Source organism: Pseudomonas sp. TWI628 (genome assembly GCF_039673865.1).
GTDB lineage: Bacteria > Pseudomonadota > Gammaproteobacteria > Pseudomonadales > Pseudomonadaceae > Aquipseudomonas.
Genome location: NZ_JBDJMM010000044.1, coordinates 13,225 through 25,710, shown reverse-complemented (window position 1 = coordinate 25,710; position 12,486 = coordinate 13,225). Strand labels below are relative to the sequence as shown.

Below are 12,486 nucleotides of genomic sequence, written 5' to 3'. Positions count from 1 at the left end.
AATGCTCATGTACTCCAGTACACTCCGCTTCCTCGGCTGTTTTCGCCTTGCCTGACCTGCGTCTCAAGACTTTTCGTACAGAGCCTAGTGTCCGCCGAAAGTTTTACAGCGCTGGTGAGATCGAGCGCCGCGCGGGCGGCGCTCGATCTTATAGGTGCTGAATGCCTGTCGGCGAACGCCTCAGAATCACAACACCGGCTTGCGCACCGCCCCACTGCGCCGCTTGGCCATCGCCGCCAGGCGCACCGCGACGTTCGCCGCGCCATACCCGGCATAGCCGCCCTTGCGCTGGATGATTTCAAAGAAGAAGCGCTCCTCGAACGGCTCGGTGTACACGTGGAACAGCTCGCCCCCCTGGGCATCACGGTCGTACAGCACGTTGAAGTACGCCAGTTCACTAAGGAACTCGTCGTTGAAATCGAAGCGCGCCGCAAGGTCGTCGTAGTAGTTCAGCGGGATTTCCAGCAGTGGCACGCCCGATTCCTTGGCCCGCGCCACTTCGGCGAAGATATCCCCACAATCGAAGGCGATGTGATGCACACCCGAGCCACGATAGCTGGACAGCGCATGGGCGATGGCGGTGTTGCGGTTCTCCGAGATGTTCAGCGGCAAGCGCAGGCTGCCGCACTGGCTGCGCAAGGCGCGGCTCTTGACCAGGCCGTACGGGTCGGGCAGCACCACTTCATCGTCGGCAGCAAAGTCGAACAGGCTCTTGTAGAACAGCACCCAGCTGTCCAGCGACTCGGCCGGCAGCGCCAGGGCCATGTGGTCGATGCGCTGCAAACCGCCGATGGCATTGGCGGCCGGGTCCAGGCGGAAGTCGGTGTCGTACAGCGACGGTCCTTCCTTGCCCTGCTCCACCAGGTAGATCAGGCTGCCGTCCGGGGCACGCACGGCGGGTACTTCGCATTCGTTGGGGCCGACCAGGCCACGGAATGGCTGGCCGCGGAAGTCGGTGGCGCGTTGCAGCGCGGCATGCTCGTCCTTCACCCGCAGGGCAGTGGCGCACAGCGAAGGGCCGTGAGCCTCGAAGAAGTTGTGGCCGAAGGAGTACGGCTCGGCGTTGAGCACGATGTTGATGTCGTTCTGGCGCAGCAGGCGCACGTCCTTGCTACGGTGCTTGCCGGCTTCGGCAAAGCCCAGCCGCTTGAGCCAGCTGCCCAGGCGCGCGCCGACGGCTTCGTCAACGGCGAATTCGAGGAACTCCACACCATCGTAGGCGCTGGCCGCCGGCGGGGTGAACAGCACACCCGGCTCGATGGCAGTGCCTTCCTGCTCCAGGCGCAGGCGGGTCTGTTCTTCGAGGTACAGCAGCGAGCGCAGGCCGTCGGCGGCGTTCTGCCGTGGCGGTGCAGCGCGGAAGCCGTCGTTGAAGATTTCCAGCGACAGCGGGCCGCGATAGCCGGTGGCGAGGATCGGCGCAAGGAAGCCAGCCAGGTCCATTTCGCCCTGCCCCGGGAAGTTGCGGAAGTGGCGGCTCCATTCCAGCACGTCCATGTTCAGGATCGGCGCGTCGGCCATCTGCACGAAGAAGATCTTGTCGCCGGGGATGTCACGGATCGCCGCCGGGTCGCCTTTGAGCGACAGGGTATGGAAGCTGTCGAGGATCACCCCCAGCGCCGGGTGGTCGGCCTGGCGCACCAGGTTCCACACTTGCTGGTAGGTATTGACGTGGCGGCCCCAGGCCAGGGCTTCGTAGCCGATGCGCAGGCCGCGCTTGCCGGCGTGCTCGCCGAGCAGGCGCAGGTCGTCCACCAGGATCTGTTCATCGCCCAGGGCGTCGGCCTGGACGTTGCTGCACACCAGCACCAGGTCGGTGCCCAGCTCTTGCATCAGGTCGAACTTGCGCTCGGCGCGGTCGAGGTTTTTCTGCAGGCGGTCGCGGCGGCAGCCTTCAAAGTCACGGAACGGCTGGAACAGGGTGATGGCAATGCCGAGGTCGGCGCACATCTGCCGTACTTCACGCGGGCTGCCAGCGTAGTACAACAGGTCGTTCTCGAAGATCTCCACGCCGTCGAAACCGGCGGCGGCGATGGCTTCGAGCTTTTCCGGCAGGGTGCCGCTCAAGGACACGGTGGCTATCGAACGCTGCATGGGGGAGTTCCTTGTTATTGGACGGACGACGGGCCGAAACCTTGCTGGGTTTCTGGCACTGTCAATTATTCGCAGGTAAAGTCGACCCGGCAATCTGTTTGTACGAAATGGTTAGTTTTGCGTTCGATTACCGCACAAAACCGATTTTGGCGAATTGATTCACTGCCAACCCTAAGCAAACATGGACCCAGACGCAGGCACACCGACCGCCCTCTTCTGCCCTGACGGTGGTTCGGCAAAACCTGCGCAGACAAGCCCAACGTCACAACATAATAAGTTCAATAAACCGGGTACCGACCTATGCACACCTCCATCGCCTTGCGATCCGCACCTGCTCGTTCGTCTTCCCTCTGCAGACACCGCCTGCGATCAATCGCGCTATAACCGCCCTACTCCCGAAAAGCGATCGCACCCCTCTGGCCGCCCCTGGGCGACGCCAGCCGTGCGGCGACCTACAAGAACAACGGAGACAACGATGGCTCACTCAAGCTCTCAAGCCAAGAAAGCGACCGCCAGTGGATGGATTGGCTCGGCACTCGAATACTACGATTTCTTCATCTATGCCCAGGCTGCGGCACTGATCTTCCCGCAGATCTTCTTCCCCAACACCGACCCGAAAATGGCCATCATCGCCTCGTTGGCCACCTACGGTGTGGGCTACCTGGCCCGCCCTGTCGGCGCCTTCGTGCTCGGCCACTGGGGTGACACCCGCGGGCGCAAGAACGTGCTGCTGCTGTGCATGTTCCTGATGGGCCTGTCGACCATGGCCGTCGGCCTGCTGCCGACCTACCACGATATCGGTATGCTGGCCCCGGCCTTGCTGGTGCTGTTGCGCCTGGTCCAGGGCTTTGCCGTGGCCGGTGAAATCTCCGGTGCCAGCTCAATGATCATGGAGCACGCCCCGTTCGGCCGGCGTGGCTACTATGCCAGCTTCACCTTGCAGGGCGTGCAGGCCGGCCAGGTAATGGCGGCGGCGGTGTTCCTGCCACTGGCCTACTTCATGCCGAGTGAAGCCTTCAATGACTGGGGCTGGCGCATTCCGTTCTTGTTGAGCGCCTTCGTCCTGCTTGCGGGCTTCATCATTCGTAAGGAAGTGCACGAAACCCCGGCGTTCGTGAAGGAAGAGAAGCAGGACAAGGTTGCCAAGTCGCCGATCAGCGAGGCCTTCCGCCACAGCTGGAAGCACATGGTGCTGGTGATGTTCATGGCCCTGATGAACGTGATCCCGGTAGTTGCCACCATCTTCGGCGCGGCCTACGCGGTGCAGCCGGCCTATGGCATCGGCTTCGACAAGAGCGTGTACCTGTGGATCCCGGTAGTGGGCAACATCGTCGCGGTGCTGGTGATTCCGTTCGTGGGCAACCTGTCCGACAAGATCGGCCGTCGCCCGACCATGATCGCCGGCTGCCTGGGCTCTGGCCTGCTGGCTTTCGTCTACCTGTATGCGATCAGCATCCAGAACGTGCCGCTGGCCTTCGCCGCCTCGATCGTGATGTGGGGCATGGTCTACCAGGGTTACAACGCGGTATTCCCAAGCTTCTACCCGGAGCTGTTCCAAACCCGCTACCGCGTATCGGCCATGGCCATCGCGCAGAACATCGGCACCATGCTCACCGCCATGCTGCCAGCGCTGTTCGCCCTGGTGGCGCCACCGGGTTCGGACAACATTCCGCTGGTGATCGGTGGCCTGGCGTTCTTCATCACCTGCGTGTGTGCATTGGCGGCCTACATTGCGCCGGAGACCCACCGTTTGGCGATGGAAGATCTGGGCAACCCGGATGCCAAGCCGATGGAGAAGGAAGCTTACGAAGCCAGCCGCAAAGGCAGCTTTCAGGCAGTGAGCCAGTAATAGATCGTACGGGGCCGCTTTGCGGCCCCAGCGATATCAGCCTTTGACCACTTCCTGCAGGTTCAGCCAAAGATTCTCCACATGCTCCCGCTCGGTCGGCAAAGCCCCCACCGACACCCGCACCATCCACCGCCCTTCCAGCGTCGCCGGCGTCACATACGCCACCCCGGACGCATTCAGCCGCTCAGCCCACGCCTTGGTATGCGCATCCAGCGCCTCCCCTTCCAGCCCCGCTGGCCGGTGGCGAATGCACAAGGTCTGCAGTTGCACCGGTGCCAGCACTTCCCACTGCGCTTGAGCCTCAACCTGCTGCGCCAACCAGCGGGCATTCTCCAGGTCTCGGCGCAAGCGTTGCTGCAACGCCTCCACGCCTTCGCTGCGCAACATGAACCACAGTTTCAAGGCGCGGAACCGACGGCCCAGCGGAATCCCCCAGTCCCGCAGGTTCTTCACCTCGCCATCCACCGCCGACTGCAGATAGCTCGGGTTGGTGCTCATCACCCGGATCAAGTGCTGCGGATCACGCACGTAATAGATCGAGCAATCGAACGCCACACCCAGCCATTTGTGCGCGTTGACCACGACAGAATCGGCCAGCTCGATGCCGTCCCACATCCACCGGCATTCCGGCAGGATCATCGCCGAGCCGGCCATGGCCGAGTCGACATGCAGCCACAGCCCGTTGGCCTGGGCGATTTCGCCGATCGGGCGCAGCGGGTCAAGGGCGGTGGTGGTGGTGGTACCGGTGGTGGCGACCACAGCGCATGGCTGGTTGCCGGCGGCGAGGTCTTGCTCGATGGCAGCCTGCAGCGCCTGCGGGCGCATGGCGAACTTGTCGTCGGTGGCGATCAGGCGAATGTTGGCACGGCCAAAGCCGGCCAGCAGTGCAGCCTTGTCCACCGAGCTGTGGGCATGGGCACTGACATAGATGATCAGCGGCTTGGCCTCGGCCTGCAGGCCGCCGCGCACCAGCGCATAGTCGGCGGCCCGCTCACGGGCGCTGATCAGCGCCACCAGTGTGCTGGTGGATGCGGTGTCCTGGATCACCCCGCTCCACTGGGCCGACAGGCCGAGCAGCTGGCGCAGCCAGTCGAGGGTGGTTTCCTCCAGCTCGCTCAACGCCGGGCTGGATTGCCACGACAGGCCGAGCACACCGAGGCCGGTGCTGAGGAAATCGCCGAGCACCGACGACAGGGTGCCGTTGGACGGGAAGTAGCCGTAGAAATCCGGGTGCTGCCAGTGCGACAGGCCAGGCATGACCAGTTGGTTGACGTCGTCGAGGATCGCCTCGAACGACTCGCCCTGCTGTGGGGCGCCTTGTGGCAGCTGGGCCTTGAGGTAGCCGGGCTGGACTTGGGCCATGACCGGGCGTTCGCCGACGGATTGGCGGTAGTCGGCGATCAGGTCGATCAGCTGGTGGCCGTACTGGCGGAATTGTTCTGGGGTCACGCGCGCGCTCCTGAGGATTGTCCAGTGCCCCCAGTCTAGGCGCCTGCGCCCCCGCGAATAACCCCGCTGCGCGCATACCTGCTATGGCAAATCCGCAACCCCGCCCTGCACGCCGAACTGTGACTGGCGCCACAGCTCGAACACCCGGTTGCGCAACCAGCGGTGCTCGGCCGAGGCCTGCAAACGCTGATGCCACACCACCCAATAGCGCTGGGTATGCTCGACAAACCCCAACGGCCGCCACGCCAGCCCGTGCAGGCGGCACAACTGGCGGGCGATGTGCTCGGGTACCGTGGCCAGCGCCTGGCTGTTGCCGATTACCTGCACGGTGGCCGAGAAAAACGGTACTTCCAGGCTGATGCGCCGCTGCAAACCCTGGGCGCGCAGGTGGCGGTCGATGAAGCTGTCCTTGTCGCCGCCACCGGAAATGCGCACGTGCTTGCAGGCCAGGTAATCGTCCTGGCCAAGCGCGTCCAGCGCGGTCAGCGGGTGATCCTGGCGCATCAGGCACACCGCGCGGTCTTCGCCTAGCAAACGCCCATGCAGGTTGGGCGGCGACTCGTCGAACAAGGTGGTGGCCAGGTCGATCTCGCCGCTGGCGAGCAAGGTGTATTGCCCGGCCTGCCAGGTGCGGTAGTCGATGGACACGCCCGGGGCTTCCTGTTCCAAGGCAGCCACCAGCAACGGCAGCATGTGCTCGGCTACATAGTCGGAGGCGGCCAGGCAGAAGCGCCGCTCGCAGCGGGCCGGGTCGAAGGCAGCGGGTTGGCGCAGGGCCTGGAGCTCTTCGAGGACCTGACGCAGGGGTTCGGCCAGGGCTTCGGCATGCTCGCTGAGCACATAACCGCGGCCTTGGCGTACCAGCAACGGGTCGTCGAAAGCTTCGCGCAGGTGGGCCAGCTGGCGGCTCAGGGCCGATTGGCTGACACCCAGGCGGTCGGCAGCGTGGCTGAGGTTCTTCAGCTGCAGGAGGCAGTCGAGGGTGCGCAGGTGGGCGAGGCTGAGGGAGGCGAAAGTCGGGTTCATGCAGGCTCCCTTGCGTGGTTTTACAGGCCCATTCGCGGGGAAACCCGCCCCTACAGGGCATGCAGGAGCGGGTTTACCCGCGAATGGGCCGCAAAGCGGCCCCAGCTTTTTAGGCGGTCAGGCCCACGTAGACGTTCTGCACGTCATCGTTCTCATCGATCGCCTCAAGGAACGCTTCAACCTCAGCCAGCGCTTCAGCACTCAGGCTGGCCGCGCTCACCGGATTCTTCGGGGTATAACCGATCTTCGCCGAAGTCACGGTGAAACCATGCTCAGGCAGCGCCTTCTGCACAGCATCCAGGTCGGTGGTGTCAGTGATGAACAAGGTCGAACCTTCTTCTTCACCTTCCTCGAACTCTTGCGCGCCGGCTTCGATGGCGGCCATTTCCGGGTCGGCATCGCCTTCCGGGGTGGCTTCGATCAGGCCGACGTGGTTGAAGTCCCACGCCACCGAGCCGCTGGCGCCTAGCTGGCCCTTGCGGAACAGCACGCGGATCTGCGCCACGGTGCGGTTGACGTTGTCGGTCAGGCACTCGACGATCAGTGGCACCTGGTGCGGAGCGAAGCCTTCATAGCTGACGGCATGGTACTGCACGGCGTCGCCGTCCAGGCCGGCGCCTTTCTTGATCGCACGCTCCAGGGTCTCGCGGGTCATCGAGGCTTTCTTGGCCTGAACGATGGCCAGGCGCAGGCGCGGGTTCATATCCGGGTCGGCGCCAGACTTGGCAGCGATCTGGATTTCCTTGGCCAGCTTGCCCATGATCTTGCCCTTGGCATTGGCAGCTGTTTCTCTATGTTTGGCTTTCCACTGTGCGCCCATGTCGACTCTCTTTGTTTCAACGGCCGGTTCAGGAAGCGACCGGCCAAAAGTGGGTGCAGTTTATACGCCCTCGGGCAGTGGATCGACAAGTAATCTCACGGTTTGTCGCCTTGCCCGCTTACCTTCAGGTGCGTAGTGGTTTGATCGCCATGCTGGTGTTGGGCGCCACGTCATTGGCCTGGGGCGTGCTGGCCGGGCGGCTGTTCCAGTGCGGCAACAACACCAGGGCCGAGAACAGCGCGCAGCCGGCAAACACGATGAACACCGTGACGCTGTCGAAGTAGCCCGGCAGCAGGCCGCCGAGCACCGCGCCCACCGAGCCGCAACCGTTGACGAAGCCTGCCGCCGTGGCGCCGGCCTTGGCCGTGCCGAAGTCGATGGCCGCCGCACCGCTGATCATCGAGTCCGGCCCATACAGGGTCAGGCCCATGACGAACAGCAAGGCCACCACCATCACGATGCTGCCGCTGTGCATGGCCGCCATGAACGCTGCCAGGGTCAGCGTCAGCAGCACCAGGCTGATCACGCAGGCCGGCATGCGCCGGGCGCCGAACAGCTTGTCCGAAGCCAGGCCGATGATGATCGGGCCGAGCAGCCCGGCCAGTTCGAAGGCAGTGGGAATGATCGCCGCGCCGACCTTGCCGACCGATGGCATCTGCTCGAAGACGATCACCGGGCCCCACAGCAGGATGGCATAGCGCGCCGGCTTCAACAGAAAGTAGGCCAGGCCCAGGGTCAGCACCGTGCGGTTGCGCAGGATCTCGCGCAGTGGCGCCCACACGCTGCACAGGTTGCCAGCCGGGGCCATGCTCTGCGGCTCCGGTTCGACCGCTGCCAGGCCGACGTCTTCCGGCTTGTTGCGCTGCAGGAAGAAGAACAGCACGGCCACGCCGGCCACCACCGCAGCGCTGGAGAAGAACGCCGCATGCCAGGTGCCGACCAGGGTATAGGCCCACCAGCCGGCGAACGGTGAAGCGACCAGGCCACCGAAGGCGTAGCACGAACTCCACAGCCCCAGCACCCGCCCGCGCTGCGCAGCCGGGAAGAAGCTGCCGATGTTCTTGCACAGCCCGGCCCAGCCGGTGGATTGCGCCAGGCCCTGGATCAGCATGCAGGTGGCGAAGATCGGGAAGGTCGCGTAACTGCCCATCACCACGGCGGCCGCTGCCGAGATCAGCAGGCCGCCCAGCACCACCACGCGCGGGCCGAAACGGTCGGCAAGCATGCCCCAGGTGAACTGGCCCACGGCATAGGCAGCCAGGTAGATCGCGTCGAGGTTGGCCATGGCGGCCTTGTCGAGCATGAACGTCGGGTCTTCAGCGATGCCGAGCTTGGCCACCGAGAAGGCTTTGCGGGTGAAGTAGAAGGCGGCGTAGGCCAGCCAGGTGATCGCGAAAATCTGGATGCGCCAGCGTTTCAACGCGGCTAGTGACTGATTCATTGACTCTGACCTCTTGCTCAAGTGTGCCGGCAGATTGTTAAGAAACGCCTGTCTTGTTGTTGTGTTGCGCACTGCATGACGAAGGCTCGTCATCTGGTCAGATGGCACCGCTGTGCGGGCCATGGCCCGGCCGCTGCTTGTGGCGGTGGCCTCGGGTTGAAACGTATGGAAACAGTTGCTGACTGATAAAGAAAATCGATTTATCGTATTTCACACATAAGCTCAGCTTGTTACTGGAGTCGGCATGTCGGTATCCCACGCTCAACTCAAGGCCTTCCATGCAGTGGCCGTGCACGGCAGCTTCACCCGTGCGGCGCAAAAGCTGTTTCTGACCCAGCCGGCGGTGTCCGACCAGGTGCGCAAGCTCGAAGAGCGCTTCGGCGTGCTGCTGTTCCACCGCAACAAGCGCTCGGTGCAACTGACCGACCTCGGTGAGCGCCTGCTGGGCATCAGCCAGCGCCTGTTCGCCTGCGAGGCCGAGGCGCATGACCTGTTGCAGGATTCACGCGCCCTGCACACCGGCAGCCTGGTGCTGGCGGTGGATGCGCCGGTGCACGTACTGCCGCAGATCGCCCGCTTCTGCCAGCGCTACCCGGGCATCCAGGTCAAGGTCGAGACCGGCAACACCGATGAATCGCTGGCAAGGCTGTTCAGCTACCAGGCCGACCTGGCGCTGCTCGGGCGCGATGTCGATGACGAGCGGCTGTACTGCGTGCCGCTGCGCCGCGACCCGATGGTGGCGTTCGTCTCGCACAACCACCCATGGGCCAGCCGCGGCTCGATCAACCTGGCGGACCTGGACGACACACCGCTGGTGCTGCGCGAGCCGGGTTCGGTAACGCGGCAGACGCTGGAGGAAGAGATGCAGCGCGCAGGCTTGCGGATTCGCCCGGCGATCCAGGTGGAAGGCCGCGAAGCTGCGCGCGAGGCGGTGGTGGTGGGAATTGGCGTGGGGGTGGTGTCGGCGGCCGAGTTTGGCGCCGATGCACGGGTGTGTGCGCTGCCGATCATCGATTGCCAGCGGCACCTGACCGAAACCCTGGTGTGCCTGAGCGAGCAAAGAAGCCGCCGTGTGGTGGCGACCTTCCTGCAGATGGTTCAGGAAGCGTTGTAGCGCCAGTACCGGCCGCTACATCATCCGGCCTCGGGCCTAACGGGTCGCGACCACGAACAGCCGCGGGAACGGCAGCAGCACCTTGCCATCGGTGGCGGGCGGATAGTCATGCTGCATGGCCTGCAGGTACATCTGCAGGAAGCTTGCCTGTTCCTCTTCGTCCAGCTTGGCAAGGTAAGGCCGCAGCGCCGACCCCTTGAACCATTCCACCACCGCCTCGGCGCCGCCGGCCAATGGGTGGTGATAGGTGGTGCGCCACACGTCCACCCGCGCGCACAGGGGGCTGAGCAGGTCGTAGTAGAACGCCGCGTTGTGCCGGGGCGGCAAGTGGAAGTCAGCGAATTTCTCCGCCCACGGGCCTTCACTGGCAATCTTGCGCAGTTGCCGGTGAGCGGGCTCGTCGAGGTTGTCCGGGGTCTGCACCGCCAGGCTGCCGCCCTCGCTCAGCTGGCGCACCAGGTGCGGGTACAGCGAGCCGTGGTCGGGCACCCATTGCAGCGAGGCATTGGCCAGGATCAGGTCTTGCGGTTCGGGGGCGGACCAGTCGCTGATATCGGCAATTTCGCAGCGCACCCGCGGAATGTGCAGGCGCTTGCGCTCGCGGGCCTTGTCGATCATGTCCTTGTCGCTGTCCAGCGCCGTGACCTGAGCATCCGGGCAACGCTGCAGCAGTACTTCGGTCGAGTTGCCGGGGCCACAGCCCAGGTCGGTGGCATGGCGCACCGGCCGTGGCGGCACGGCGGCCAACAGGTCTCGCACGGCGCGGGTGCGTTCGTCTTCGAAGAGGGAATACTGGGTGGCGGACCAGGCCATGGGCGGCTCCTTATGGCGGACGATGCAGTGAGCATACGCCATGTACCGAAGCGCATGCGCTTGAACTGTCGTCCTATGCTTGAAGTCACTCCTTTCATGCGCATGCCCATGAAAATATCCCTGGCCCTGGCCATTCTGGCGCTCATCGCAGCCGCCGCCCTGCTCGGCTCCCCCTGGATGAACCAGCGGTTTCACATGCCCGAGGAAAAACACCACGCCCAACAACGCGAAACGGCCGGGTCCCAAAGGGAGCCGGCCGTTTCCAACAACAAGTGACGCTTAGTGCTGCTGCTTGCCAGAGCGGATCTGGTGCACCACGCCCATGGCCACTACGACCGCCGCGGCGATGCCGGTGGAGATCACCAGGATCTGGTAGTCAGGCATGAAGGCCATGGTCACCAGCGCGGCAATGATGAAGCCGATCACCAGGTAGGTCAGCCACGGGAACAGCCACATCTGCAGGCGCACTTCCTTGCCTTCGGCAATCAGCTTGCGGCGCATGCGCAGCTGCGAGAAGGCAATCACCAGGTACACCAGCAGGGCGATCATGCCCGTGGTGTTCATCAGGGTTTCCAGCACGTCTTTCGGGCGCAGGGTCTCGCTGAAGTTGATCAACGCGCAGACCACGGCCACGGCGCAGGAGCCGATGATCGCGTACACCGGTACGCCAGTGCCGGCGCGGGTGATCTTGAAGAACGACGGCGCGTCGCCACGCTGAGCCAGGGAGAACAGCATGCGTGAAGCGGTGTAGTGACCGGAGATCAGGCAGCTGCTCACCGAGGTCAGCACCACGAAGTTCATCAGCAGCTCGGCGTGCGGCACGCCCAGCAGCTCCAGGGTACGGCGGTACGCGCCATAGCCGGAAACACCCAGTTGCGGATCGTTCCACGGTACCAGGCAGACGATCAGGAAGATCGAGCCGACGTAGAACAGGCACACACGCCATACCACCGAGTTGGTGGCCTTGACGATCTGGGTGGCCGGGTCCTTGGCTTCGGAAGCGGCGATGGTGACGATTTCGGCGCCGAGGAAGGCGAACATCACCCCGAGCAAGGCACCTATGACCGTGGTGATGCCGTTGGGCATGAAGCCTTCGGCGGTCAGGTGGGTGATGCCACGCACTTCACCGAACTGCCAGATGTTCATCACGGCGGCGGTACACACCACCAGGAAGCAGACGATCGCCACCACCTTGATCAGCGCGAACCAGAATTCGAACTCACCGTAGTGCTTGACGTTGAAGAAGTTGACGGTGATCAGCAGCAGGGTCGTGGCCAGCACGAACACGTTGACGCTCACGTCGGGGAAGAAACCGTGCAGGATCTTGCCCGCCACATAGGCTTCCCAGGCCATCAGGATGACCCAGTACCACCAGTACAGCCAGCCGATGGTGAAACCGGCCCAGCGGCCGATCGCGCGGTCGGCGTAGGTGGAGAACGAGCCGGTGTCAGGCGAGGAAGTCGCCATTTCACCGAGCATGCGCATGATCAGCACCACCAGGATGCCGCCGGCCAGGTAGGCCAGCACTGCGGCCGGGCCGGCGCTGTGGATCACGCTGCCGGAACCGACGAACAAGGCGCCGCCGATAACCCCGGCGATCGACATCATCGTCAGGTGGCGCGACTTGAGCGAGGCACTGAGTTTGCTCTCGTGCCCGCTTTTCGCGGTGGTTGTTGTGGATGTTGCGTCCATCAGTTGTGTACCCCGTGCTTCTTTTTATCCAAGGAAAACTGTGAAACCCCGATGGCTCTCGGTTTCACCTGTACATCAGTGCTAATGCGGGCAGGATGGTGTGCGCAAACACACGCAGGCCTTCCGTGGCGGCCTGCTGACGCGCCCCAGGGTTGGCACCTCGGGCGAACTGAACATGCTTTATGTGG

General features: G+C 64.0%; 10 protein-coding genes. 3 read left to right on the top strand and 7 right to left on the bottom strand.

The window, feature by feature from the left end; all coding sequences use genetic code 11:
• Positions 1-186: 186 nt before the first annotated feature.
• On the bottom strand, positions 187-2,094 hold the full coding sequence (gene quiC / locus ABE528_RS25800) for a 3-dehydroshikimate dehydratase QuiC (RefSeq protein ID WP_346654454.1): 1,908 nt from the start codon (positions 2,092-2,094) through the stop codon (positions 187-189).
• A 475-nt stretch (positions 2,095-2,569) separates the two neighbouring features.
• Between quiC and ABE528_RS25795 the strand changes: the two genes are divergently transcribed.
• A complete protein-coding gene (locus ABE528_RS25795; RefSeq protein WP_152958765.1) occupies positions 2,570-3,943 on the top strand; it encodes an MFS transporter in 1,374 nt (457 codons plus the stop codon).
• 36 nt (positions 3,944-3,979) lie between these two features.
• Here the strand turns inward: ABE528_RS25795 and ABE528_RS25790 are convergent, their stop codons facing one another.
• The 4 genes from ABE528_RS25790 to ABE528_RS25775 all read right to left on the bottom strand — a co-directional run bounded on the left by ABE528_RS25790 (position 3,980) and on the right by ABE528_RS25775 (position 8,679).
• Positions 3,980-5,392, bottom strand: a complete 1,413-nt coding sequence (locus tag ABE528_RS25790; protein ID WP_346654453.1) for a DOPA decarboxylase — start codon at positions 5,390-5,392, stop codon at positions 3,980-3,982.
• Between the two features lie 81 nt (positions 5,393-5,473).
• Positions 5,474-6,418, bottom strand: coding sequence for a LysR family transcriptional regulator (locus ABE528_RS25785; protein ID WP_346654452.1), 945 nt, complete (start codon positions 6,416-6,418; stop codon positions 5,474-5,476).
• A gap of 109 nt (positions 6,419-6,527) precedes the next feature.
• Entirely contained in the window at positions 6,528-7,238 is a 711-nt protein-coding gene (locus tag ABE528_RS25780) for a YebC/PmpR family DNA-binding transcriptional regulator (RefSeq protein WP_152958763.1), read from the bottom strand.
• A gap of 124 nt (positions 7,239-7,362) precedes the next feature.
• Positions 7,363-8,679, bottom strand: coding sequence for an MFS transporter (locus ABE528_RS25775; RefSeq protein ID WP_152958762.1), 1,317 nt, complete (start codon positions 8,677-8,679; stop codon positions 7,363-7,365).
• A gap of 244 nt (positions 8,680-8,923) precedes the next feature.
• Between ABE528_RS25775 and ABE528_RS25770 the strand changes: the two genes are divergently transcribed.
• The gene (locus ABE528_RS25770) at positions 8,924-9,793 is read left to right on the top strand and encodes a LysR substrate-binding domain-containing protein (protein ID WP_346654451.1); all 870 of its coding nucleotides are present in this window, start codon (positions 8,924-8,926) and stop codon (positions 9,791-9,793) included.
• A 36-nt stretch (positions 9,794-9,829) separates the two neighbouring features.
• On the opposite strand, the gene tam is transcribed toward ABE528_RS25770, so the two are convergent.
• Positions 9,830-10,606, bottom strand: coding sequence for a trans-aconitate 2-methyltransferase (gene tam / locus ABE528_RS25765; RefSeq protein ID WP_152958759.1), 777 nt, complete (start codon positions 10,604-10,606; stop codon positions 9,830-9,832).
• Between the two features lie 96 nt (positions 10,607-10,702).
• Here tam and ABE528_RS25760 point away from each other — a divergent pair, with 96 nt between their 5' ends.
• Positions 10,703-10,882 carry a hypothetical protein gene (locus tag ABE528_RS25760; protein ID WP_152958786.1) on the top strand — a complete coding sequence of 60 codons (180 nt, stop codon included), beginning with the start codon at positions 10,703-10,705 and terminating at the stop codon, positions 10,880-10,882.
• A gap of 3 nt (positions 10,883-10,885) precedes the next feature.
• Here ABE528_RS25760 and ABE528_RS25755 read toward each other — a convergent pair whose 3' ends face one another.
• A complete protein-coding gene (locus ABE528_RS25755) occupies positions 10,886-12,298 on the bottom strand; it encodes an amino acid permease (RefSeq protein WP_346654450.1) in 1,413 nt (470 codons plus the stop codon).
• Positions 12,299-12,486: the final 188 nt, after the last annotated feature.

What these genes read in the sequence shown, in the direction of transcription:
- quiC (WP_346654454.1), bottom strand. Translation starts at nt 2,094, where the DNA reads ATGCAGCGTTCGATAGCCACCGTGTCCTTGAGCGGCACCCTGCCGGAA.
- ABE528_RS25770 (WP_346654451.1), top strand. Translation starts at nt 8,924, where the DNA reads ATGTCGGTATCCCACGCTCAACTCAAGGCCTTCCATGCAGTGGCCGTG.
- ABE528_RS25775 (WP_152958762.1), bottom strand. Translation starts at nt 8,679, where the DNA reads ATGAATCAGTCACTAGCCGCGTTGAAACGCTGGCGCATCCAGATTTTC.
- ABE528_RS25780 (WP_152958763.1), bottom strand. Translation starts at nt 7,238, where the DNA reads ATGGGCGCACAGTGGAAAGCCAAACATAGAGAAACAGCTGCCAATGCC.
- tam (WP_152958759.1), bottom strand. Translation starts at nt 10,606, where the DNA reads ATGGCCTGGTCCGCCACCCAGTATTCCCTCTTCGAAGACGAACGCACC.
- ABE528_RS25755 (WP_346654450.1), bottom strand. Translation starts at nt 12,298, where the DNA reads ATGGACGCAACATCCACAACAACCACCGCGAAAAGCGGGCACGAGAGC.
- ABE528_RS25760 (WP_152958786.1), top strand. Translation starts at nt 10,703, where the DNA reads ATGCGCATGCCCATGAAAATATCCCTGGCCCTGGCCATTCTGGCGCTC.
- ABE528_RS25785 (WP_346654452.1), bottom strand. Translation starts at nt 6,418, where the DNA reads ATGAACCCGACTTTCGCCTCCCTCAGCCTCGCCCACCTGCGCACCCTC.
- ABE528_RS25795 (WP_152958765.1), top strand. Translation starts at nt 2,570, where the DNA reads ATGGCTCACTCAAGCTCTCAAGCCAAGAAAGCGACCGCCAGTGGATGG.